Here is a 22,855-nt window from a genome sequence, read left to right on the forward strand (position 1 = left end):
CCGCTCAGGCCACGGGACTCAGCAGGCCGCGCAGCCGGTGCAGGCGTAGCGCGAGCTGCAGTTCGAGAGCCCGCTCCGGGTCCTGCCAGCGATCGCCCAGCAGGTCCGCGATGCGTTCCAGGCGGCGGGTGACAGTGTTCGCGTGTACGTGCAGGCGCTGCGCCGCATGGGTGGGGCTCTGCCCTGCGGCGAAGTAGCCCTCCAGCGTGCCCACGAGGTTGGTGAATCGAGCCTGGTCGTACGCCACCAGCGCACCGATGGTCGACTCCACGAAGCCGGCCACGTCGTGCTGCTCGGAGAGCAGGAGGCCGAAGAAGCCGAGTTCGCCAGCGGAGGCTCCGCGTCCGCTCACGCCGAGCGCGGCCATCGCCTCGAGACAGCGCACCGCATCCCGGTAGACCTGGGGGATGCCCGCAGGCTGCTCGACCGGACCCGCGGCACCGACCGTGACCGGTGTGCCCAGCAGTGCCGACAGCTCGTCCGACACGGTCTGGGCCACCGCACCGGGATCAGTGCCGGGCAGCAGCAGGACGCCGTAGCCATCGCGGACCCCTGCCAGCCCACCACGGCGGCGCGCGTACATCGGCGCCCACGTGGTGGCGCTGCGGGTGGGCGGCCCGGCCAGCCGCGCGACCAGCATGGTGTGCGGGCCGTCGAGGCCGATACCGAATCGCTTGGCCCGCCGCGCCAGTGCCTCGGCGGCCGGCGGTGGCGAGGTCACCAACTCGTCGAGAAACTTGTCGAGGGTGCTCGTGCTGACCGTCACGGCGCCGCTGCGGGTCAGCGCCAGAGCCAGCGCTCGGGTGACGTGGCCGAGCCGGTATCGGTACGCCGGACAGATTGGGCCGTGCCGGTTCAGCAACACCGTCCCGAGGTTCTCGTCGCCGCATCGAATCGGTGCGGCGCAGATCTCGTCGGACACGACCACCGGCTCCCCACTGTGGTGGGCGGCGACCGCCGCCGTGAGGTCGGCGTCTGAGTGGGAGGCCGAGTACTCGCCGGCCGCGGTGATGACTGCGCCGTCGGGGGCGAGCACGCGCAGCGGCGCGTCCAGGATCGCGTGCGCGAGTGAGGTCAGCGCGACCGGATCGCCGCCGGCCAGTACCAGGTCGCTGAGGCGGCGGTGGTCCTCCTCGATCCGGCGCAGCTCGTCGGCCTCGGCCTCGGCCCGGTCTGCGCGCTGCCGCCATCGCTGTGCGTCCGCTGCCGCGGCCTGAAGCAGTCGGGTCTTCTCGATCGCTGCGCTCGCCAGCTCGCTCAGCGAGCTGGCGAGCGCGATTTCCCGGTGGGTGAACGTGCGCGGGGTGCGGTCGCCGAGGTAGAGCGCGCCGAACGGATCGGAGCCGTGGCTCAGCGGCACCGCCAGAATGGCGCGCAGACCTTCGGCCCGGACCACCTTGTCGACGCCGTCGCTGTGCGGGAACCGGTCGTCGGCGAGGTAGTCCGGCGACCAGATGGGCGCGGCCTTGGCGACGACGACGCCACCGAGCCCGGCGTCGTGCGGCACCCGCAGGCCCACGTTGAGGGCCGACACGTGGCCGTCCGAGGCCCGCACCACCATGTCCGACCCGGGTCCTTCTCGCAGGCTCACGTACGCCATGTCGGCCCCGAGTAGCAGTCGGGTGCGCCGGGAGAGAACCCGCAGCACGGTGTCCAGATCATTCGGTGCTGCCAGTTCCCGGGCGGTGTCCACGAGCGCCGTCAGCCCGGGAATGCGGTCGCGGTGCTGGACGTACTCCGGGTCTGCGGCCCTGTCCGGGGTGCGGTCGGGCGTCCCGGCGTCCATTGCCTCCATCGCTCCCCTGCGGCCCATCAGCTGCCGTTACGCACGGACATGAGCACACTACACAGTGGAACATCGATCAGCAACGCTGCGGGGCATGTCAAGTTCGCAACATTGTTAATAATGATGGCCGGGTCACCATGCGGATGCGGCGCGGTGTTGGTCACCCACCTTCCCGTGCATGCGGCGCGCTGCCGACAATAAGGGGCCGATGTCGGCGGCCGAACGGGGAGCGATGTCCTATCTGCAGGATTATCGGGCGTCACTGAAACGCAGTAGGGAGGCGGCCGCCCGGTACGCCACGGCGAGCGAGTTCAGCCTCGACGGACGGCGTTGGGATTTGCTGCCTGGCGTGTTCGCACCGAGCTCCTCGCCGACGACCGGATTCTCGCTACAGCTGCTCGGCCTGGCAGGACCCCGGCGGACCCGGTTCCCCGGGTCGCTGCTCGAGATCGGGTGCGGCACCGGGGTCATCGCGGTGAGTGCGGCGCTGGCCGGCAGCGATCGGGTCGTGGCGACCGACATCAACCCGGCTGCGGTCGCCAACACCAGGCTCAACGCCGAGCGGCACGGCGTCGCCGACCGGTGCACGGTGGTACACAGCGATCTTTTCGATGCCCTCGATCCGCAGCTGCGTTTTGACACGGTCTTCTGGCACTCCAATTATGTTCTCGCGCCGGAAACATATCGTTGGGAAACAATGCACCAACGCGCATATGTCGACCCCGGATACGTGACCCACCGTCGATTTCTAGAATCGGCGTGGCGCTGGGCGCGGCCGGGTGGCTCGGTGCTGCTGCACGTCAGCGCGCGCGGCCGTCTCGACCGGCTGCGCGAGATCGCCACCGAGTACGGGCAGACCCTCCACCCGCTGCGGACCGAGGCGTTCGACGAGCGAGGACTACCGGTCGAGCACCTCCTACTCGAAGTCGCCCACCGTCCCTGACCGCCCCGCCAGGCAGCGAGGATCCACCCCGTGCGCACGTTGCTCATCGACAATTATGACTCTTTCACCTACAACCTTTTCCACTACCTGACCGAGACCCAGGGCCACGAACCTGAGGTCGTGGTCAACGACGACCCGCGCTGGCGTGCGACCTACCTCGCGGAGTTCGACAATGTCGTCCTTTCTCCGGGCCCGGGGCACCCCAACCGGCCCGGAGACTTCGGCATCTGCCGCGACGTCATCACCGTCGGCGGTCTCCCGATCCTCGGCGTCTGTCTCGGCCACCAGGGCCTCGCGGCGCTGCATGGCGCACCGGTGCGCCGCGCCCCGTACCCGTGCCATGGCCGGGTCAACGCTGTCCACCACGACGGCAGCGAGCTGTTCGCGGGCATACCGGCACCGTTCGACGCCGTCCGCTACCACTCGCTTGTCGCGGAAGAACTGCCGGCCACCCTCGCGGCGACCGCATGGACCGGCGACGGGCTGATCATGGGCCTGCGCCACCTCCACCTACCACAGTGGGGCGTGCAGTTTCACCCCGAGTCCGCCGCGAGCACGTACGGCCATCGGCTGCTGGCCAACTTCCGTGAGCTGACGAAGCGGCACGGGCGGCCCCGGCAGCGTGTGCGCCGAGTGTCATCACCCCGGCCGGAGGCCCCCCGCCCCGAGCCCGCGCCCCGGTTACGTGTGCTGGTGCGCGATGTGCCGCTGCACTGGACCGCGGAGGCGGCGTACGAGGCGCTGTTCCTCGATGGCGACCACGCGTACTGGCTGGACAGTGGCTGCCCGGGTGCGGACAGCGGCCGGTTCTCGATCATGGGTGACGGCGGTGGTCCGCTCGCCCGCGTGGCCACGGCCGACGTTCCCGCCCGCACGGTCACCGTGCGATCCCGGACGGGCACCACCACCGTCGACGGTGACTTCCTGGACTGGTTGGAACGCGACCTCGCAACCATGCGTACCACCGCACCCGGAATCGACTGCTCGTTCACGCTCGGCTGGGCCGGCTACCTCGGCTACGAGCTCAAGGCGGAGTGCGGTGGCCGCCGGACCGCCACCGCGACCGAACCCGGCGCGGTCCTGGTATTCAGCGACCGGGCGCTGGTGGTCGACCACGAGACTGGCACCGCCTGCCTGCTCGCGCTCGCCCGCGACGGCGACGACGACACCACCCGGGCGGCCACCGGGTGGCTGGACGAGGCGGCCGGCCGCCTGGCGGGTCTGGTCGGCCGCACCCACCCCGAGCCGGAACCGGTCCCCGGCGGCATCGGCGAGCCCTGGATGCGGCACGACCGGGACACGTATCTCAAGCTGATCGCCGAGTGTCTGCGTGAGATCACTGCGGGGGAGGGCTACGAGATCTGTCTGACCACGGCGTTCGAGGCCGACGGTGATCCCGACCCGTGGCAAGGTTATCGGCTGCTGCGGCGGCTCAGCCCGGCGCCGTACGCGGCGTTCCTGCAGTTCGGCGACATCGCGGTGCTGAGCAGCTCACCAGAGCGGTTCCTACAGGTGGGCCCGGACCGGGTGGTGCGCTCAAGTCCGATCAAGGGGACCCGCCCGCGCGGCGAGACCGCGCAGCAGGATCGGGCGCTCGCCGACGAACTGCGGCGCAGCGACAAGGACCGCGCCGAGAACCTCATGATCGTGGACCTGGTGCGCAACGACCTCGGCCGGGGCGCGCGTGCGGGATCGGTGACAGTGCCCGGCCTTTTCGAGGTCCAGACGTACGCCATGGCCCACCAGTTGGTCAGCACGGTCTCCGCGCAGCTGCGTCCCGACGTCTCCACGGTCGCGTGCGTGCGCGCGGCCTTTCCGCCCGGTTCCATGACCGGCGCACCCAAACGGCGAGTCATGGACATCCTTGACGGTCTGGAAGGCGGTCCGCGCGGCGTCTACTCCGGTGCCATCGGCTACTTCTCGCTTACCGGGGCGGCGGACCTCAATGTGGTCATCCGTACGGCCGTGCTGACCCCGGGGCGTGTGGGCTACGGCGTCGGCGGCGCCGTCATCGCATTGTCCGATCCTGGTGCCGAGTTCGACGAGATCCTGGTCAAGAGCCGTCCACTGTGGGCGCTGGCGGGTGCTGGGCCGCGACGCGGACCTGATGGAGTTCCCGCCACCTGACGGACTGTCGAGATTCTCGTTGCCCACAGCGACGGCAGCCCGCAGGATCGGAACTGGTCGCGGCGCGCCCCGCAACGACGCGGGCCTTGCCTTCGATCCGACGCCGGACGCGACACCTCTCGCACACCTCTCGCCCACCAGGCGCCCGGGCACATCCGCCCGTAGGGGAATCCGGCACCTCATACCGGGAGACGCCCTTGAACGTCGTGCTGCAACGCAGACCCGATACCAGCATCGCATCCCAACAACCGGACTGGGCCGACTCACCGCGGCTGCGGGGCATCCGCGAGGAACTCGCGTCCCGGCCCGCGCTCGTCAGCCCCGTCGACGTCCGGCGACTCCGGTCGCTGCTCGTGCGCGTCGCCGACGGCGATGCGCACGTGGTCCAGGCCGGTGACTGCGCCGAGGACCCGGCCGAGTGCACCGCACCGCACGTCGCCCGCAAGAGCGGTCAGTTGGACACGCTCGCCGGGGCGCTGAAGATGCGCACCCACAAGCCAGTGGTGCGGGTGGGCCGGATGGCCGGCCAGTTCGCCAAGCCACGGTCGCGGCCCACCGAGATCGTCGGGGAGCTCGAACTGCCGGCCTACCGGGGCCACTTCGTCAACCGGCCCGGCCCGTACCCCGAGATGCGCCGGCCCGACCCGCGTCACCTGCTCACCGGCTACGACGCGGCGAGTGCCGTGATGAGCCACCTCGGCTGGCTCGACCCTCGGCACCGCTCGGAGCTATGCCCGCCGGTCTGGACCAGCCACGAGGCCCTACTGCTCGACTACGAGATCCCCGCGCTGCGTCGCGACGAGGACGGGCGTACGTTCCTGAGCTCCACCCACTGGCCCTGGATCGGCGACCGGACCCGTCAGCTCGACGGGGCGCACGTCGCCCTGCTCGCCAAGGTCCAGAACCCGGTTGCCTGCAAGGTTGGGCCCGGACTGACGGCCGACGAACTTGTCCGGATCTGCGAGCGGCTCGACCCGTGGCGTGATCCCGGCCGGCTGACCCTGGTCGCACGGATGGGGGCCACCGCCACCGCCACCCGGCTGCCGGCACTGGTCACCGCGGTCCGCGCGGCCGGGCACCCGGTCATCTGGCTCACCGACCCGATGCACGGCAACACGGTACGGACCCCGCAGGGGCACAAGACCCGGTACCTGGAGACGGTGATCAGCGAGGTCCGCGCGTTCCAGGAGGCGATACGCGACGCCGGTGGCGTGGCCGGGGGCCTGCACCTGGAGACGACCCCGGACGACGTCACCGAGTGCGTGGGCGATGATTGCCCGCCCGAGCGCGTTGGCGAGCGCTACACCAGCCTGTGCGACCCGCGGCTGAACCCGGCGCAGGCCCTCTCCGTTATCGCAGCGTGGCAGCGATGACCGGCTCGGTGGCCGGAATCGACGGTCGCGTTGCGCTGGTCACCGGCGCGGCCGGCGGGATCGGCGCGGCCATCACCCGCAGCCTCGCCGAGGCCGGTGCCCGCGTTGCCGCCCTCGACGTTACCGACGGCCTGCCCGGCGTCGTCGCCGGGCTGACCGACAAGGGGCTGCTGGTCGACGCGGTTCATGCGGATGTCACCGACGCCGTAGCCGTGCACGCCGCAGTGTCCGGCGTCGAGGAGCGACTCGGCCCGATCGACCTGCTGGTCACCGCCGCCGGGGTGTTGCGGCTCGGATCCGTGGTCGGCTACCGCGACCAGGACTGGCGGGACACGTTCGCGGTCAACGTCGACGGCGTCTTCCACGTCACCCGCTCGGTAGCCGGCCGGATGCTCCCCCGCGGTCGTGGCGCCATCGTCTGCGTGGCCTCGAACGCCGCCGTCACCCCACGTAGCGAGATGGCGGCGTACGCCGCTTCCAAGGCTGCGGCGACGATGCTGATCAAGAGCCTCGGACTCGAGGTCGCCCGGCGCGGCATCCGCTGCAACGTGGTGGCCCCCGGCTCCACCAACACCTCGATGCTCACATCGATGTGGCGGGACGAGACGGGGCCGCGCGGCACGATTGAGGGCCGTCCCGAGGTTTTCCGCGTCGGCATCCCCCTCGGACGCATCGCCCGACCCGAGGACGTCGCGGAGGCCGTGCTCTTCCTGCTGTCCGACCGGGCCGCACAGATCACCCTGCACGAATTGACTGTCGATGGCGGGGCGTCCCTCGGCTCCTGACCGCGTCCACGTCCAGCGAAGGAGAAATCCATGGCCGGCCTGCCCACCATCGAGCCATACCCCCTGCCCGCCGTCGGCGACCTGCCCGGCAACACTGCCGGCTGGAAGTTCGACCCGGCGCGCGCGGCGTTGCTGATTCACGACATGCAGCGTTACTTCCTGGGCCCGTTGCCCGCACCGCAGCCTCGTGACCAGCTCATCGGCAACATCGCCGCGTTGCGCGAGTTCAGTGTGCAGAACGGCCTCCCGGTCTTCTACACCGCGCAGCCGGGAGGCATGAGCGACCAGGAACGCGGGCTGCTGCACGACTTCTGGGGCCCCGGAATGCGGGTCGACCCTGCCGACCGGCATATCACCGCCCGGCTCGCGCCCGGCCCGCACGACCGGGTGCTCACGAAACGGCGGTACAGCGCGTTCTTCCGCACCGACCTGCTCGATCAGCTGCGGGGCGCCGGTCGCGACCAACTGATCATCAGCGGCGTCTACGCCCACGTCGGCGTGCTCGTGACGGCGATCGACGCGTTCACCCACGACATCCAACCGTTCCTCGTCGGCGACGCGGTCGCCGACTTCTCTGCCGAACATCACCGGCAGGCGCTGCGGTACGCCGCCGACCGGTGCGCCGTCGTGCTCACCACGGAGGGGGTCACGAACGCATGAGCGACGACTTGCTGAGCCCGATTCTCGCCGGCACGGCACCCGCCTTCGCACTTTTGCACCGCCCGGAGACCACCGGGTCCGGGGTCCTCGAGGTACTCACCGGAACGCCTGAACAACCTGCGACGCTCGCCGAGCTGCCTCTGCCAGACGGCCCAGGACACCAGGTGCTGGCCTTGGTCCCGTACCGGCAGATCGCCGAGCGGGGCTTCGCCGCGCCCGACGACGGTGCGCCGCTGATCGCGCTGCGCATCATCGGCCGGGCGGTCCTGCCCGTCGCCGACGTGCTGAACCGGCTGCCGGCCGACCAGGTCCGGCTCGACGGCGGCGGGTTCGACGTGGAAGACGAGGAGTACGCGCGGCTGGTGCGCCGGCTCATCGACGACGAGATCGGCACTGGTCGCGGCGCAAACTTCGTGCTGCGGCGCACCTTCGTGACCGACATCACCGACTACCGCCTCGCGCACGCCCTGGCCCTGTTCCGCCGGCTGATGCGGGGCGAGACCGGCGCCTACTGGACCTTCCTCGTGCACACCGGGGAGCGCACGTTCGTGGGCGCTAGCCCGGAACGACACGTCAGCCTGCGTAACGGCACTGCGGTCATGAATCCGATCAGCGGCACCTACCGCTATCCCGCCTCGGGTCCGACCCTGCCCGGCGTCATGGACTTCCTCGCCGACCGCAAGGAGATCGACGAGCTGTACATGGTCGTGGACGAGGAACTCAAGATGATGGCCCGCATCTGCGCCGAGGGCGGGAGGGTACGGGGCCCGTACCTCAAGCAGATGGCCCGGCTGGCGCACACCGAGTACCTGATCGAGGGCAGCACCGACCGCGACCCGCGGGACATCCTGCGCGAGACGCTGTTCGCGCCGACCGTCACTGGCAGCCCGCTGGAGAGCGCCGCCGCCGTCATCGCCCGATACGAGCTTGGCGGCCGCGGCTACTACAGTGGCGTGCTGGCAGTCATCGGCCGCGACGACACCAGCCGCGTCTGGATGGACTCGGCGATCATGATCCGCACGGCCGACATCGACGCGCGCGGGCATCTGCGCATCGGCGTCGGTGCCACCTTGGTCCGCCACTCGGACCCGTACTCGGAGGTAGCCGAGACCCGGGCCAAGGCGGCCGGTCTGCTCGCCGCGCTGCAGGCCGGTCCGGTGGGCGACCTCGCCGAGCATCCCGACGTACGCGCCGCGCTGCGCGACCGCAACACCGGCCTCGCGGACTTCTGGCTCGCCGCGCACCACGAGCGCAGCCACCACAACCCCCGCCTGGCCGGGCGGCGCGTGCTCGTGGTCGACGCGGAGGACACGTTCACCTCCATGATCGACCACCAGCTCCGCTCGCTCGGGATGGACGTCGCCGTGGTCAACTACGACGACCCGTACGCGTTCGGCCGCTACGACCTCGTGGTCATGGGCCCCGGTCCCGGCGACCCACGCGATGCCGCCGACCCGAAGATCGCCCAGCTGCGCGCCGCCATCGGCCGGTTGCTCGCCGAGGACCGGCCATTCCTGGCCGTCTGCCTCAGCCACCAGGTGCTCAGCACGCTGCTGGGCCTGCCGCTGCGGCGCCGCGACGTCCCCAACCAGGGTGTGCAGCGGCGCATTGACTTCTTCGGGCGGGACGAGGTGGTCGGCTTCTACAACACGTTCGCCGCCCACAGCAGCACCGACGTCCTCGAGTCGGCCGAGGCCGGCACCGTGCGGATCAGCCGGGACGCGCACAGCGAGGAGGTGCACGGGCTGAGCGGACCGCGGTTCCGGTCGATGCAGTTCCACGCCGAGTCGGTCCTCACCCGCGACGGCGTACGGCTGATCGCCGGCCTGATCATCGACCTCATCGCCACGCCGGTCCCGGCGCCGCGCTGACACCTGCGAGGAGACACCGCAGATGGGCAGATTCATCATCGCCGGGGGCGGGATCAGCGGGCTCGCCGCCGCGCTCAGCATCACCGCCGCCGGGCACGACGTCGTCGTGCTGGAGGCCCGCGACAGCTTCACCGAGTTGGGCGCGGGCATCCAGCTCGCCCCGAACGCGTTCCACGCCCTCGACCTCCTCGGCGTCGGCGACGATGTGCGCGAGCGGGCCGTGTTCATCGAGGAGCTGCGGCTGCTCGACGGTGTCACCGGCCGGCAGATTGTTCAGATGCCACTGGACGAGGACTATCGGCGGCGCTTCGGCAACCCGTACGCCGTCGTGCACCGCACCGACCTCTACGAACCGCTGCTGCGCCGGGCGCGCGCCGACGCCGCGATCGAGCTGCGTACCGGTGCCGCCGTGCGTGGCTACCGGCACGGCCCGGGCAACGTCACCGCCGAGTTGGCCTCCGGGCGTACAGTCACGGGCGACGCCCTCGTCGGCGCCGACGGCATCCGCTCGGCCGTTCGGCGGGGCGTGGTGGGGGACGGGGAGCCCCGGGTCTCCGGCCACACGATCTACCGGTCGGTGATCCCGATGCATCACGTGCCGCCGGCGCTGCGCTTCGACGCCGTCACCATGTGGGCAGGCCCGGCCTGGCACTTCATCCACTACCCGATTAGCAACGGGCGGTTCCTGAACCTGGCTGCGATCCGCGAGGACGGCGCGACTGTGGCGGTCAGCGGCCGACCCGCTGCCCGCGGTCACGTGCTCGGGCAGTTCCCCGCCCTCGGGCCGACCGCTGCGGCACTACTGCAGCTGGGCGATGACTGGCGGCGCTGGGTGCTGTGTGACCGCGACCCCGTACCGGTCTGGAACGACGGCCCGGTGGTACTCATCGGCGATGCCGCGCACCCGATGCTGCAGTACGCCGCGCAGGGTGCCTGCCAGTCCCTGGAGGACGCGGTCGTGCTCGGCGAACTCCTGGGCCAGGCGGACGGTCCACCCGGACCGGTGTTCGAGCGCTTCGCCGCCGTCCGCCGCGACCGCACCCGCGCCACCCAGTTGCTGGCCCGGCGCATCGGCCGCCAGTTGTACCACGCATCCGGCCGGCTGGCCCGCGCCCGTGACACCCGCCTGGCCGCGCTGAGCACCGGCCAGTTGTACGACTCCGTCGCCTGGCTGCACGGCGAGCGCCTCGACCGAGAGCGGGTACGCCCCGGCTGACCGTGGACTTGCCTGGGTCTTCGCTGACCGTGGTGCTCGACGACGTACCAGCCGGCATCCGGGTCTCCACGCGGCATCGTCGCCGAGCCGTCCGGCGGCGGCTGGGTCACGGCCGGGGCACCCGGATGTCGTTCAAGCGCGAGGAGGTCGCGCGTCCGGGCGCTTACCGGCGCGCTGGTCCCTGCGCTGTTCACGGGCCGGAGCGAGGCGGGCTTCCGGGCGGTCGGGCATGCCGGAGTCGCCGAGGCGACAGCGCTGCAGCGCCGGGCGTCGGACGGCCGAGCTGCCCCGTACCTAGGCCACCCTGTCCCAGCATCCGATCGTGCACGTACGCGTCGGTGGCCCGTCGTGTCCACCGACGGGCGCGACCCGGCCGAGTTGGCCGTGTCCGTGGCGGTCCTCTGACTACGGCAGTGCGATCGACTGCGAGTGCCGGAACACGTCGAGCGGATCGTACGCCGCCTTGACGCGCTGCAGCCGAGGATAGTTGGCACCATAGTAGAGCGTGTGCCACGGCACGCCCGAGCGGTTCACCGCCGGGTCGACGATGTCGGTGTCCGGGTAGTTGATGTAGCAGCCCTCGGTGTCCGGCCCGGGCACGGGGTAGCCGCCGGTGGCCGCGAACGTGCTGCCGTAGGCCGACCGGGCCCAGCCGATGTGCCGGGCATCCTCGCCGGGATCGTTCCAGAACGACTGGAACAGCGCCTTGAACACGGAACCGCGCTGGGATGCCGCGGTCGCCGTGGGGTCCACCTCGTTGATCCGGCCTCCGAACGACAACAGCACCACCATTGAGCGCGGGTTGGCATACCCGGACTGGGTGAGATGGGTGAAGATTTCGCCGATCTGACCGTCGGTGAAACCGCGGCGCAGGTACGCGGACTTGTGCGCGCCGCGGGCGGTGGGATCGGTGAGGGTCGGGTTGTTGGTGCCGAGAAACTTCACCGACTGCAGCCAGGGCAACCGGCGGGGCTGGAAGTAGTCGCTCATCGCGCCGATCTCGCCGACGGGTGCGGACACGGGCCGGGCGGATGCCGACAGCCCGCCGAGGACCGTACGCACGTAGTCCGCCAGTACCGCCTCCGCCTGCGGCGCATCGGCGTCGATGACGGTAAGCATCCCGATCGAGCCGTTCGACACGTGGTTCATCATCAGGAAGCTGCAGAGATCCGCGGTCGAGTCGCCGGTGCCCCTGTGCGCGGTGTGCCACTCGCTGTAGCGCCGAACCATCGTGGCGAAAGCGTCCCGGTCCAGGGCGCTCCATGGCACGGCGACCGCGTTCACCAGCACCTGCCGGGGCGGCCGGACCAACTGGTCGCCGGGTACGGTGCCGGTGGTGCCCGGCGAGCGGAACAGGTAGCGGGTGACCACGCCGAAGTTGCCGCCGCCGCCCCCGGTGTGCGCCCACCACAGATCCCGGTGGGGGTCGTCGCTCTCCCGGGTCGCCAGGACCACACGGGCTTTGCCATCGGCTGCGACGGTGACGACTTCGACGCCGAACAGGTGGTCGACGGTCAGCCCGTGCCGACGCGACAACAGGCCGTACCCGCCGCCGGCGATGTGGCCGCCCACTCCCACGGAGTAGCACGTGCCACCCGGGATGGTGACGCCCCAGCCGTTGTACAGGGCGGCGTAGGCGTTCAGCAGCGTAGCCCCGCCGCCGACCGAGAAGGCCCGGTGCTGCTTGTCGTACCCCACCTCGTCGAGGCCCGAGAGGGCGAGGACCAGGCGCACGTCAGAGTGGTACACGAAGTCGCAGTAGCAGTGACCGCCACCGCGGACCGACAATCGGCGCCCCGAGCTGACGGCGTCCTGGACGGCGTCGCGGACCTGGGCAGCGGAGTGCACGATCCGGACCTCGTCGGGTCGGGCCGTCCATCGGACGTTGTTGCCTACGGTCAGGTCGGCGTAGCGCCGGTCGTCCGGGCCAACCGAGACCGCCGGTTCCGCGGCGGGTGGTTGCGACCGGGTCCTGGCGAGGGCGGTGCCGCCCGCGGTGAGTGCCCCGGCGAGCATCGTGCGTCGTCTCATCCCCGTCATTTTCTGTCCCTCCGGCGTCGGTGCGGTAACCGAGACTCTGCGAGCGGTGACCGGGACCGGTCAACGCGTTCGCGCACAGTTCGTCACCTCGATCGGTCCAGATACCGGATAACCAGGTAGGATGAAGCGGGATCGGTCGTTCCAGAAAGCGCACTATGCTGACGGCATGTCAAGGACCAAGGAATTCGATCCCGAGCGGGCGCTCGGCGCCGCGCTGGAACTTTTCTGGCAGCGTGGGTACGAAGCAACCTCCATGACCCATCTCGTCGAGCACCTCGGCATCGGGCGAGCCAGCATCTATGGCACGTTCGGCAGCAAGCACGAGTTGTACCTGCGGGCGCTGGACCGTTACATCGGCGCGACGGACGCGCAGGTGATCGAGCGGCTGTCGCGTCCCGGTCCGGCGCTGCCCGCCGTCTTCGAGTTGATCGACTGGTACGCCGCCGAGGCTGGCACGGGAGACTCGGCCGAGCGCGGTTGCATGGTGGTCAACGCGGCCGTCGAGCTGCTGCCCGGCGACGAGGTCGTGGCTCGCCGGGTGGAGGCGAGCTGGCGCACGCTCGAGGTGGCCCTCGCCACCTCGCTCACCCGGGCCCGGGCCGAGGGAGACCTGCGCGCCGACGTCGATCCGGTGAGCCTCGCGCGCTTCCTGGTGGTCGTGCTCCAGGGTCTGCGCGTCGTGGGCAAGGGGACTGACCCGGCGCGCGTTCGTGACGCCGCACGCCAAGCGGTCGCCGCCATCAGCAAGTAGAATCTGGACCCATCGTTCTGATAGATTTTCTCACGGCGCGGGCCGGTCGGGCCAACATCCTTGCCCAGCAAGACGCCGCCGGTGATGTCCGAAAAACGGGGGGACAGCCTTGATGCTTACCGTTGTGTTGACAAACCCGGATCTGAATCAGCTGTACTCCGGGCTCACCCCGCAGGCACGCCACCTAGCCGGCGTGGCGTCGGCTGTCGCGGGCCCGATCGCAGTCCGACCACTTGCCGCGGTGCTGGCGCGGACGGTGGCCGAGCTGCTGCCCGCCCTGCAGGAGTTGCTTCACGCCAGGGTGCTGGAGGCCCAGGGTGATTTCCTCGAATTTCGGCAGGAGTCGATGCGCCGAGCCGTCGCCGCGTCCATCCCGCCGCCGGTGCTCGCAGAGGTGCGCCGCGAACTGCTCGCGGCCGGTGCGCGCGCCGAGGCTTCGGCCCGACCCGGGGCGAGCACCGAGACTTCGGCCCAACCCCGGGGCCCGGTGGTCGAGCGGGCCGCGCTGCAGTTGGTGACGTCCGCCCCGGCCAGCGACTGCTGGACGGTGCTGAACGCGCGTGAGCGTGACGTGGCGCACCTGGCCAACCAGGGGCTCACCAACCGGCAGATCGCGATTCACCTGCACCTGTCCCCGCACACAGTCAACTACTACCTGCGCCGTATCTACCGGCGGTTGAACATCAACTCCCGGATCCAGCTCGCGGCGTACGCGAACGCCCGAGCTAGCTGACTTTTACCGACCGAACGTTCTCGAATGAGGAGTGCATCCCGTGCGTGAGACCGTGGCAGTCCCACCGGACTCCCGTCGGGCGGCCCGGTCGTTGCCGGCTTTCGTACTGCTCGCGGGCGTGCAGTTCGTGCTCATCGCCGCGATCACCGTGCTGTCGGTGGCGCTGCCGGCGATCCAGCGCGAATTCGGACTCTCGCTGGGCGCGCTCACGCTCGTCAGCGCCGCCTACGGGCTGTCGTTCAGCGGCCTGCTGATGCTCGGCGGGCGCCTCACCGACCTGCTTGGTCGCCGCCGGCTGCTGCGCATCGGGGCTGCGGCTTTCGCTCTCGCGTCCCTGGCGGTCATGCTGGCCCCTGGCTATCCCGCGCTGCTCGCCGCTCGGTTCGCGCAGGGCGTCGGGGCGGCGCTCGCCGCGCCCGCCGCGATGGCCCTGCTCGGTGACCTCTACCCGGATCCCACGGTCCGCAGCCGGATGACCGCGATCTGGGGGACCGTCGCGAGCATCGGGGCGACTAGCGGCACGCTCCTCTCCGGTGTAGTACTCGCGGTCGGCTCATGGCGCTGGAGCATGGCGCTGCCCGCCGCCATCGGCCTGCTGGCCTGGCTGGCCGGTCCCCGGCTGCTGCCCCCCGGCCCGGAGCCGGTGCGCAGCCGCATCGACTACCCCGGGGCGGCGCTGGTCACGACCGGTCTCACCGCCCTGTCGTACGGCTTGGTCCTGGCTGTCGACCATGGGCTGGGCACACCGGAGGTGCTGATCCCGCTGGTTGCCGGGGCGGTGCTGCTGGTCGCGTTCCTCCTCGTCGAGGCCCGTGCCACGCAGCCGCTGCTGCCGCCGTCGTTCCTGGTGTCGGCCCGCCGCAGCGCCGCGCTGCTCGCGGTCCTGGTGGCCGCCGCCGCCATGTCCGGCGTCTTCTTCTTCCTGTCGCTCTACCTGCAGCAGGTGCGTGGCCTCAGCCCGCTCGCCGCCAGCGGTGTCTTCCTGCCGTTCAGCCTGGTGCTGCTCGCGACCGGCGCGGCGTCCGGGCGGTTGGTCGGCCGGTGGGGCGCCCGGACGGTCACCGGCACTGGCCTGCTGCTGGCCGCGGCCGGCCTGCTGCTGCTCAGCCGCCTGGCCCCGGATTCGGTGACCTGGACCGTGGCGGCCGGGTTGCTGCTGTTCCCGGCCGGTACTGCGCTGACGTTCTCCGGCGCCACCGTGGCCGCCGTCGAGGACACCCCGCCCGGTCAGATGGGTCTGGCCGCAGGCGCGGCCAACACGGCGATGGAGGTCGGTCCCACCGTGGGACTCGCCGTACTGGTCTACGTCTCCGGTGCGACCTCGTCCGGATCCACACCGACCCAGGGCTACGCCGCCGCGTTCCTCGCCGCCGCCCTCGTTCTCGCCGTCACCGGTGGGTGCGCGATCCGGGCCCTGCGGCACCGTCGTTGACCACTCCGCGCAGCACGCGCGGCCAGGATTCTGAAGGAGACCCATGAGCAAGCGGTTCACCGATAAGGTTGTCCTCGTCACCGGGGGTGGCTCCGGTATCGGCCGCGCCACGGCGCAGGCGTTCGCCCGCGAGGATGCCACGGTCGTGGTGGCCGGGCGCGACGCCGACAAACTCGAGCAGACGGTCAAGCTGATCACTGTGGACGGGGGCGCCGCGAGCGCCGTCGTCGCCGACATCACCCGCAGCGACGACGTCGCCGCCCTTGTTCACGCCACCGTCGAGCGGCACGGCGGTCTACACATCGCGTTCAACAACGCCGGCACCGCGGGCCGCCCCGGCCCGCTCGCCGACCTGGACGAAGAGGTGTGGGACACCGTGGTCGCGACCAACCTCACCGGCCTGTTCCTGTGTATGAAGTACGAGATCGCGCACATGCGCGAGCACGGCGGCGGCGTGATCGTCAACATGGCCTCCAACATCGGGGCGCACGGACGCCGTCCCGGGATGGGCGCGTACGCCGCGGCCAAGGCTGGAGCCAGCGTGCTGACCCGCAACGCAGCCCGCGAGTACATCGCGGACAACATCCGCATCAATGCGGTCAGCCCTGGTGCCACGGACACTGCGATGTCCCGCCGCCCCGGCGAGACCGACGCCGACCGTGATCAGCGGATCGCCTCGCTGGTTCCGCTCGGCCGGGTCGGCGCCACGGAGGAGGTCGCCGCGGCCGTGCTGTGGCTGGCCGGCTCCGAGTCAGCGTTCGTGGTCGGTCACGACCTCGTCTCCGACGGTGGCGCGACCGCCTGACCGAACCACCCTCGGCCGGAACACCACGGAGCCCTGGCGCAACGGATCGCCAGGGCTCCGTGGCCCGTCGGGTTTTGGTAGTTCAGTGGGGAGCGGCCGCCGCCATGGTCCGCAGGACGCCGACGATCGCATCGATCGTCGCTGTGAAGTACTCCGCAGTGGAACGTAGGAACTCGCCGTCGCGGGCCGCGCGCTCGGAACCGGCCGCAGTGAACGCCGTCTCGATCGTGAACGTGGTCCGCCCCGCGTTGTCCGTGCCCACGATGTTGGTGATGCTCGCGACGTCCGGGTCGCCCATGTGTTCGAACACGATGCGCCGCTCGGGCTCCGGTCGTACCCGCTGAACCAGCTTCTCGCCGTTGCGAACGATCTCCCGCAGAAAGCCGTCGTCGTAGCGCTCCACGATGCGGCACTGTGTGATCGCCGGAACGTAGCCCGTCGGCGCCTCTGCCTTTGCCAGCAGCGACGACCACAGGCGTCCCCGGTCGATCGGGGACGCCGCAGGATCGAGGGCGTCCTCGATCGGCACGGTCCACGACATGGTCATCATGACGATTCGGTCCTCTCGTTTGCCGGCGGGACCTCACCGTAGGCATCGAGCCGGACGTCCCGGAACTGCACGGGCGAGTAGTCCTCGATGATGGCCGTCACTGCCTCGACTGGTAGTTGCCCACCCACGCGCGGCCCGCGAGGCTCGCTGACATGCCCAACCTGTCCCGACGCTCCCTGATCGCCGGTGCCGCCGCCGTTACCGGATCCCTAGCCGTACCCGACCGCTCGGCCGCCGCACCACTCGCCCCGGTGCCCGGACCGGTGGACGTGACCCCGAGCGATCCCCGGTACGCGGACCTGACGTGGGGCACGAACCGCCGCTGGGTCGGCACCCCCGACCACATCGTCCTCGCGGGGTCCGCGAACCACGTGTTGCATGCTGTGCAGAGCGCAGTCACCGCTGGCCGCCGGATCGCCATCCGCAGCGGCGGGCACTGCTACGAGAACTTCGTCACCGCGTCCGACATCCGTGTGGTGATCGACCTGTCCCTGCTTGACGACGTCTCGTACGACAGTGCGCGGCGGGCCTTCGCGGTCGAGCCCGGCGCTCTGCTCGGTGACGTCTACAAGAGGCTTTACAAGACCTGGGGTGTGACCATCCCCGGTGGATCCTGCCCGACGGTTGGTATCGGCGGGCACATCGCGGGCGGCGGCTACGGTCCCCTGTCGCGGCGGCACGGCCTGACCGTCGACCACCTGTACGCCGTTGAGGTCGTCGTCGTGGATGCCAACGGCACCGCCCGCAAGGTGGTAGCCAGCCGAGAGCCGAACGACCCGAACCGCGACCTGTGGTGGGCGCACACCGGCGGTGGCGGCGGCAACTTCGGCGTCGTCACGAAGTACTGGTTTCGCAGCCCCGGTGCAACCGGATCTGACCCGGCCATGCTGCTGCCCTGCCCCCCATCCGAGGTTCTGGTCAGCACGGTCGGCTGGTCCTGGGCGGACCTCGACCAAGCCGCGTTCAGCCGGCTGCTGCGCAACTTCGGCCGGTTCTACGAGGAGAACAGCACGCCGGACTCGCCTTACGCGACGCTGTTCAGCCAGCTCAAGCCACAGCACAAGTCGGCCGGCTCGTTCGCCATGACCAGCCAGATCGATGCCGCGGTGCCGGGCGCACAGCAACTGCTCGCCGACTACGTGGCCGCAGTCGGCGAGGGCGTGGGCGTTGCACCGACTGTGCTCGAGGCCCGCCGGATCAGCTGGTTGCACGCCGCGACCCAGTGGCCCGGCTTCACCGCGACCGACGTCTCGACCCGGTTCAAGGCGAAGTCCGCCTACCTGCGTCGGGGCTTCACCGAGCCGCAGATCGCCGCGTTCCACCGCCACCTGACCCGCGGCGACTACCATCACCCGGTCTCCCTCGTCATGATCACTTCCTACGGCGGCGCGCTGAACAGTGTGGCGCCAGACGCAACGGCGGTGGCGCAGCGCGATTCCGTGATCAAGCTGCACTACGTCAGCTTCTGGACGGAGGAGGACCAAGACGCGGCGAACATCAGCTGGATCCGGGAGTTCTACCGCGACGTGTACGCCGACACGGGCGGGGTGCCGGTGCCGAACGGGGTCACCGACGGTGCGTTTATCAACTACGCGGACGTCGACGTCGCCGACCCCGCCTGGAACAATTCCGGAGTCAGCTGGGCCCGGTTGTACTACAAGGACAACTATCCGCGGTTGCAAGCGGTGAAGGCCCGCTTCGACCCGCGTGACGTCTTCCGGCACGCCCTGTCCGTCCGCTTGCCGTAAGGAGGCGACGAACCCCGCGACCGTCGGGCCGGTGGCCGGAACGACGTCGCGGGGTTCGTGCCGCTGCTTCACCTACCGTGCCATCCGCAGATGCGGTCCGGGTGACGCGCAGCTCTTGATCACCGCCCGGGGTGCGGTGCGGTCAGACGACCGCGCAGGGGGAGCCGTTGAGGGTGAAGAAGGCCGGCTTCGCGGTGTCGCCGGTGTGGTTGGCCTGGAAACCGATGGTGACCGAGCCGCCCGGCGGGATCGAGCCGTTGTAGGAGACGTTGGTGGCGGTGACCGCCCCACTGGTCGGCGAGTAGGTCGCGTTCCAGCCGCCGGTGATGGTCTGCCCGGCGGGCAGGGTGAACGCCAGGTTCCAGCCGGTGACCCCGGTGTCCCTGAGGGTGGTGATCGTGATCGAGGTGGTCAGGCCGGTGTTCCAGGCGTTCACGGTGTAGGCGATCCGGCACTCGGCCCCCGGGCCCGGCGTGGTGGGCGTGGGCGGGAACGGCGTCGGCGGCGTGGTCGTCGGCACCGGCGGCGTCGTCGTGGGCGGCGGCGTGGTCGGCGGCGGGGTGGTGGGCGGCGGGGTCGTGGTGGGGGGCGGGGTGGTGGTGGGGGGCGGGGTGGTGGTCGGCGGGGCGTCCAGGCCGAAGAAGCGGATCGCCTGGGCGGCGTCGACCGGCAGGTTGTGGGTGACGCCCTGCATGCTGATCGCCTCGACCGGCGCGGTGCCGCCGCTACCGCCGTACCGGGTGCGGGTGTAGCCGGCCTGCGGGGAGTCGGTGTACGTCGGCGTCTGGCCCAGCCCCTGGACGTTCGTCCACTGCTTGACCTCCTCGCCGAAGTTCGGGTAGCGCAGCGTCTCGTCGTTGGTGCCGTGCCACAACTGCATCCGGGGCCGCTTGCCGGTGTACCCCGGGTAGGCGTTGCGGACCAGGTCGCCCCACTGCTGTGCGGTCTTGGTGACCTGCCCGTTGGCGCACTGGCTGTTCCACTCCGAGCCGTCGGTGGTGGCGAAGCAGCCGAACGGCACCCCGGCGAAGGCCGCGCCCGCCGCGAACACGTCCGGGTAGTCACCGAGCAGCACGTTGGTCATCATCGCCCCGGACGAGGTGCCGGTGGCGAAGATCCGGTTCGGGTCGACGGGGTACCGGGCCCGGACGTAGTCGACCATCGACTTGATGCCCACCGGGTCGCTGCCCCCGTCGCGGCGCAGCGCCTGCGGGGAGGAGACGTCGAAGCACTTGCTGCTGCGGGTCACCGAGGGGTAGATGACGATGTAGCCGTACCGGTCGGCCAGCGCCGCGTACTGGGTGCCGGAGTAGAACGCCGGGCCGCTGCCGGTGCAGTAGTGCACCGCCACCAGCAGGCCCGGCCGGGCCGCCACCGTGTTCGGCACGTACAGGTACATCTGCAGGTTGCTCGGGTTGGCCCCGAAGTTGGTCACCTGGGTCAGCGTCGCCGCCGACGCGGGGGTGGGGGCGGCGATCGCGGCCAGCGCGGTGAGCGCGGCGGCGACCAGGGCGGTGCCGAACAGTTTGATCCTGGGTCTCATGGGGCGGGTTCCTCCGGAAGATCGCGGACACGCAGCTCTGCCGATCGAGGCTGCCCGGCGCTCGATCATGTCCGGCTCAGGAACATCCATGAGTATCGTTAGCCCGCCGCCGGCTTGGCAAGGCGGCCCGTCCCACCGGAACTTCCGGTCCCCGGGCGGCGTGGACACCGGCGTCCGGCGGGGTCGCTCCGGTGGATAATGGCCCCCATGCGTGGTCCTGCGATGACGGACGTCGCCCGCCTCGCGGGAGTCTCCCACCAGACGGTCTCCCGGGTGCTCAACGACCACCCGAACGTGCGGGAACAGACCCGGGTCCGGGTCCGTGCGGCGATCGCCGAGCTGGGCTACCGGCCGAACCGGGCGGCGCGGGCACTGGTCACCGGCCGCTCCCAGCTGATCGGGGTGGTCGCCCAGAACAGCACCCTCTACGGGCCGGCGTCGCTGCTGGCCGCCCTGGAGCAGGCCGCCGCGTCGGCCGGGTTCGCGGTCAGCGTGGGCAGCGTCAGCACCCTCGACCGGCGGTCCATCTCCGCCGCCGTGGAGCGGCACCTCGACCACCGGGTCGCCGGCATCGTGGTGATCGCCCCGGTGGCGTCCGCCGACGAGGCGCTCGACCACCTGCCGCACGGCGTGCCGCTGGTCACCGTCGACGGCGATCCGGCCCGGGAGGCGGCGCTGGTCACCGTCGACCAGGCGGCCGGGGCCGGGCTGGCCACCCGGCACCTGCTGGACGCCGGGCACCGCACGGTGTGGCACGTCTCCGGCCCGGCGGACTGGTTCGACAGCGCCGGGCGGGTCGAGGGCTGGCGGGCGGCGCTGCGGGCGGCCGGCGCGGAGGTGCCGCCGGTGCTGTCCGCCGACTGGAGCGCGGCGTCCGGCTACCGCTGTGGGCAGATGCTGGCCCGGATGCCGGAGGTGACGGCGATCTTCGCGGCCAACGACCACCTTGCGCTCGGGGTGCTGCGGGCGTTGAGTGAGCGCGGGCGTCGGGTGCCGGACGAGATCAGCGTGGTCGGCTTCGACGACGTGCCGGAGGCGGCGTACTTCATCCCGCCGTTGACCACCGTGCGGCCGGACTTCGACGCGGTGGCCCGCGCCGGCCTGGCGATGCTGCTACGCCAGATCGAGGCCGGCCCGGGTGTGGTGGAGCGCCACACCATCGCCCCCACCCTGGTCCACCGAGCCAGCGTCGCCCCCCCACCCCCCACCTAACCCGCCCACCCCCCACCCCACCCTCGCTTCCGTGGGTTGATCAAGAGGTTTGCGTCAGCCGGAAGATCATCGGTGACGCAAACCTCTTGATCGACAGGGTCGGCGCGGCGGACGCCGGGCGGGCACGGGCCAGGGCAGGGGTGGGGTGGGTCAGTTGTAGGGCATGGTGGGGAACCAGCCGACGCCGAAGATCGACGGCACCCGCAGGTCCCAGTAGACGACGGTGAACACGCCGAGCGCGACCAGCAGGGTCCCGGTCACCAGCGCCGAGCGGGCCGGGTCGGTCATCCAGCGCAGGAAACCACCCCGGGTGACCAGCACGATGACGACGAAGAGCAGCGTGACCACGACGATGTTGCCCAGCGACTGGAGGGTGAACGCCGCCGCCCCGTACACCGGGTTGCCGGTCTCCACCGCCCAGTGGAACAGCTTGTTGAACAGCGGATACGGCCGCCCGATCAGGAAACCGCCGATCAGCGCCCCGATCAGCACCACCCGGGCCACCGGCCGGCGGGCGAACACGTCGGGCACCAACCCGAGGGCGCTGAGCCCGAGCAGGGCCAGCACCAGGCCGATCACCCCGAACACCACCGACGACTGGATCAGCCGTACCGGCATGCCGCCGACCGTGTCGGTGGACAGTTGCGGCAGACCGTCGCCGATCAGCACCCCCACCGCGCCGTACGTGGCGGAGACCGCGACCATCCCCAGCGCCAACCAGCCCACCGGCCGCAGCAGCGACCGCAGGTGGTGACGCAGCTGGTTCGACGTACCCGCCTGGCTCAACGGCCCGACCGAGGCGACCATCGCGATGTTGCAGGCGGTGAAGGTGCCGGCGAACCCGGAGACGAAGGCGAACAGCAGGCCCGCTCCGGTGCCGCCGATCGCCGTCGCCTTCGCGTCGTGGCCGAGCAGGTTGTTGGCCACCGTGTCACCGATGACCGAGTCGACGAACTCGAACGACCAGAGCACCGCCAGCAGTACGCCGGCGACGGCACTGACCAGCGCGGCGGTGCCGTGCCGGGTGGGTGCCGGTGATGCCAGTCGCACCGGCGTCGGCGACCCCGGCAGGCTGGGGGACTCGGGACTTTCTCGTAGGGCCATCGTGCCTCGTCTCTGCCGATCCGGGCGGGTCCACGGTCAACCGCAGGCCACCCGACCGGGCCGATGACCCGACCCGGCAGGGCACCCGACCCGTGGGGTCCGCGGGCTCTGACGGGTGACGCCGTACCCGCCGGGCAGCGACCGCCGCCCGCTCACAGCATGCCGAGGTGTACCCC

At 70.9% G+C, this 22,855-nt stretch carries 18 protein-coding genes; 13 read left to right on the top strand and 5 right to left on the bottom strand.

All coding sequences use genetic code 11. The features are described from left to right. Positions 1 to 4 precede the first annotated feature (4 nt). Positions 5 to 1,786, bottom strand: a complete 1,782-nt coding sequence (locus ACWCHM_RS09550; protein WP_454222139.1) for a helix-turn-helix domain-containing protein — start codon at positions 1,784 to 1,786, stop codon at positions 5 to 7. A gap of 232 nt (positions 1,787 to 2,018) precedes the next feature. Here ACWCHM_RS09550 and ACWCHM_RS09555 point away from each other — a divergent pair, with 232 nt between their 5' ends. The 7 genes from ACWCHM_RS09555 to ACWCHM_RS09585 all read left to right on the top strand — a co-directional run bounded on the left by ACWCHM_RS09555 (position 2,019) and on the right by ACWCHM_RS09585 (position 10,761). Continuing rightward, positions 2,019 to 2,729, top strand: coding sequence for a 50S ribosomal protein L11 methyltransferase (locus ACWCHM_RS09555; protein ID WP_454222140.1), 711 nt, complete (start codon positions 2,019 to 2,021; stop codon positions 2,727 to 2,729). A gap of 30 nt (positions 2,730 to 2,759) precedes the next feature. Further along, a complete protein-coding gene (pabB, locus tag ACWCHM_RS09560; RefSeq protein ID WP_454222141.1) occupies positions 2,760 to 4,856 on the top strand; it encodes an aminodeoxychorismate synthase component I in 2,097 nt (698 codons plus the stop codon). A 206-nt stretch (positions 4,857 to 5,062) separates the two neighbouring features. Continuing rightward, on the top strand, positions 5,063 to 6,229 hold the full coding sequence (locus ACWCHM_RS09565) for a 3-deoxy-7-phosphoheptulonate synthase (protein ID WP_454223047.1): 1,167 nt from the start codon (positions 5,063 to 5,065) through the stop codon (positions 6,227 to 6,229). Next, positions 6,226 to 7,014, top strand: coding sequence for a 2,3-dihydro-2,3-dihydroxybenzoate dehydrogenase (locus ACWCHM_RS09570; RefSeq protein WP_454222142.1), 789 nt, complete (start codon positions 6,226 to 6,228; stop codon positions 7,012 to 7,014). The genes ACWCHM_RS09565 and ACWCHM_RS09570 overlap by 4 nt, the downstream gene beginning before the upstream one ends. A 30-nt stretch (positions 7,015 to 7,044) precedes the next feature. After that, on the top strand, positions 7,045 to 7,674 hold the full coding sequence (locus ACWCHM_RS09575) for an isochorismatase family protein (RefSeq protein WP_454222143.1): 630 nt from the start codon (positions 7,045 to 7,047) through the stop codon (positions 7,672 to 7,674). Further along, positions 7,671 to 9,545, top strand: a complete 1,875-nt coding sequence (locus ACWCHM_RS09580) for an anthranilate synthase family protein (RefSeq protein ID WP_454222144.1) — start codon at positions 7,671 to 7,673, stop codon at positions 9,543 to 9,545. Before ACWCHM_RS09575 ends, ACWCHM_RS09580 begins: the two co-directional genes overlap by 4 nt. A gap of 22 nt (positions 9,546 to 9,567) precedes the next feature. After that, on the top strand, positions 9,568 to 10,761 hold the full coding sequence (locus ACWCHM_RS09585) for an FAD-dependent monooxygenase (RefSeq protein ID WP_454222145.1): 1,194 nt from the start codon (positions 9,568 to 9,570) through the stop codon (positions 10,759 to 10,761). Between the two features lie 405 nt (positions 10,762 to 11,166). Here ACWCHM_RS09585 and ACWCHM_RS09590 read toward each other — a convergent pair whose 3' ends face one another. Next, entirely contained in the window at positions 11,167 to 12,792 is a 1,626-nt protein-coding gene (locus ACWCHM_RS09590; protein WP_454222146.1) for an FAD-binding oxidoreductase, read from the bottom strand. A gap of 175 nt (positions 12,793 to 12,967) precedes the next feature. Here ACWCHM_RS09590 and ACWCHM_RS09595 point away from each other — a divergent pair, with 175 nt between their 5' ends. From ACWCHM_RS09595 to ACWCHM_RS09610, 4 genes are all read left to right on the top strand, one after another. Beyond that, a complete protein-coding gene (locus ACWCHM_RS09595) occupies positions 12,968 to 13,552 on the top strand; it encodes a TetR/AcrR family transcriptional regulator (protein WP_454222147.1) in 585 nt (194 codons plus the stop codon). 241 nt (positions 13,553 to 13,793) lie between these two features. After that, the gene (locus ACWCHM_RS09600; protein WP_454222148.1) at positions 13,794 to 14,285 is read left to right on the top strand and encodes a helix-turn-helix transcriptional regulator; all 492 of its coding nucleotides are present in this window, start codon (positions 13,794 to 13,796) and stop codon (positions 14,283 to 14,285) included. A gap of 40 nt (positions 14,286 to 14,325) precedes the next feature. After that, positions 14,326 to 15,717: an MFS transporter gene (locus tag ACWCHM_RS09605; RefSeq protein WP_454222149.1), complete on the top strand. Its 1,392-nt coding sequence runs from the start codon at positions 14,326 to 14,328 to the stop codon at positions 15,715 to 15,717. A 43-nt stretch (positions 15,718 to 15,760) separates the two neighbouring features. Then, entirely contained in the window at positions 15,761 to 16,522 is a 762-nt protein-coding gene (locus ACWCHM_RS09610) for a glucose 1-dehydrogenase (protein ID WP_454222150.1), read from the top strand. An 82-nt stretch (positions 16,523 to 16,604) separates the two neighbouring features. Here ACWCHM_RS09610 and ACWCHM_RS09615 read toward each other — a convergent pair whose 3' ends face one another. After that, positions 16,605 to 17,072, bottom strand: coding sequence for an AtaL-like protein (locus tag ACWCHM_RS09615; RefSeq protein ID WP_454222152.1), 468 nt, complete (start codon positions 17,070 to 17,072; stop codon positions 16,605 to 16,607). Positions 17,073 to 17,224: 152 nt separating this feature from the next. On the opposite strand from ACWCHM_RS09615, the gene ACWCHM_RS09620 reads away from it, so the two are divergent. Beyond that, on the top strand, positions 17,225 to 18,820 hold the full coding sequence (locus tag ACWCHM_RS09620) for an FAD-binding oxidoreductase (protein WP_454222154.1): 1,596 nt from the start codon (positions 17,225 to 17,227) through the stop codon (positions 18,818 to 18,820). Positions 18,821 to 18,962: 142 nt separating this feature from the next. Here the strand turns inward: ACWCHM_RS09620 and ACWCHM_RS09625 are convergent, their stop codons facing one another. Further along, the gene (locus ACWCHM_RS09625) at positions 18,963 to 20,363 is read right to left on the bottom strand and encodes an extracellular catalytic domain type 1 short-chain-length polyhydroxyalkanoate depolymerase (RefSeq protein WP_204960449.1); all 1,401 of its coding nucleotides are present in this window, start codon (positions 20,361 to 20,363) and stop codon (positions 18,963 to 18,965) included. Positions 20,364 to 20,570: 207 nt separating this feature from the next. On the opposite strand from ACWCHM_RS09625, the gene ACWCHM_RS09630 reads away from it, so the two are divergent. After that, positions 20,571 to 21,575: a LacI family DNA-binding transcriptional regulator gene (locus ACWCHM_RS09630; protein WP_239485951.1), complete on the top strand. Its 1,005-nt coding sequence runs from the start codon at positions 20,571 to 20,573 to the stop codon at positions 21,573 to 21,575. 150 nt (positions 21,576 to 21,725) lie between these two features. Here the strand turns inward: ACWCHM_RS09630 and ACWCHM_RS09635 are convergent, their stop codons facing one another. Next, positions 21,726 to 22,625 carry a hypothetical protein gene (locus tag ACWCHM_RS09635; protein WP_281896879.1) on the bottom strand — a complete coding sequence of 300 codons (900 nt, stop codon included), beginning with the start codon at positions 22,623 to 22,625 and terminating at the stop codon, positions 21,726 to 21,728. Positions 22,626 to 22,855: the final 230 nt, after the last annotated feature.

The sequence above is a fragment of the Micromonospora sp. SCSIO 07396 genome (assembly GCF_053667945.1).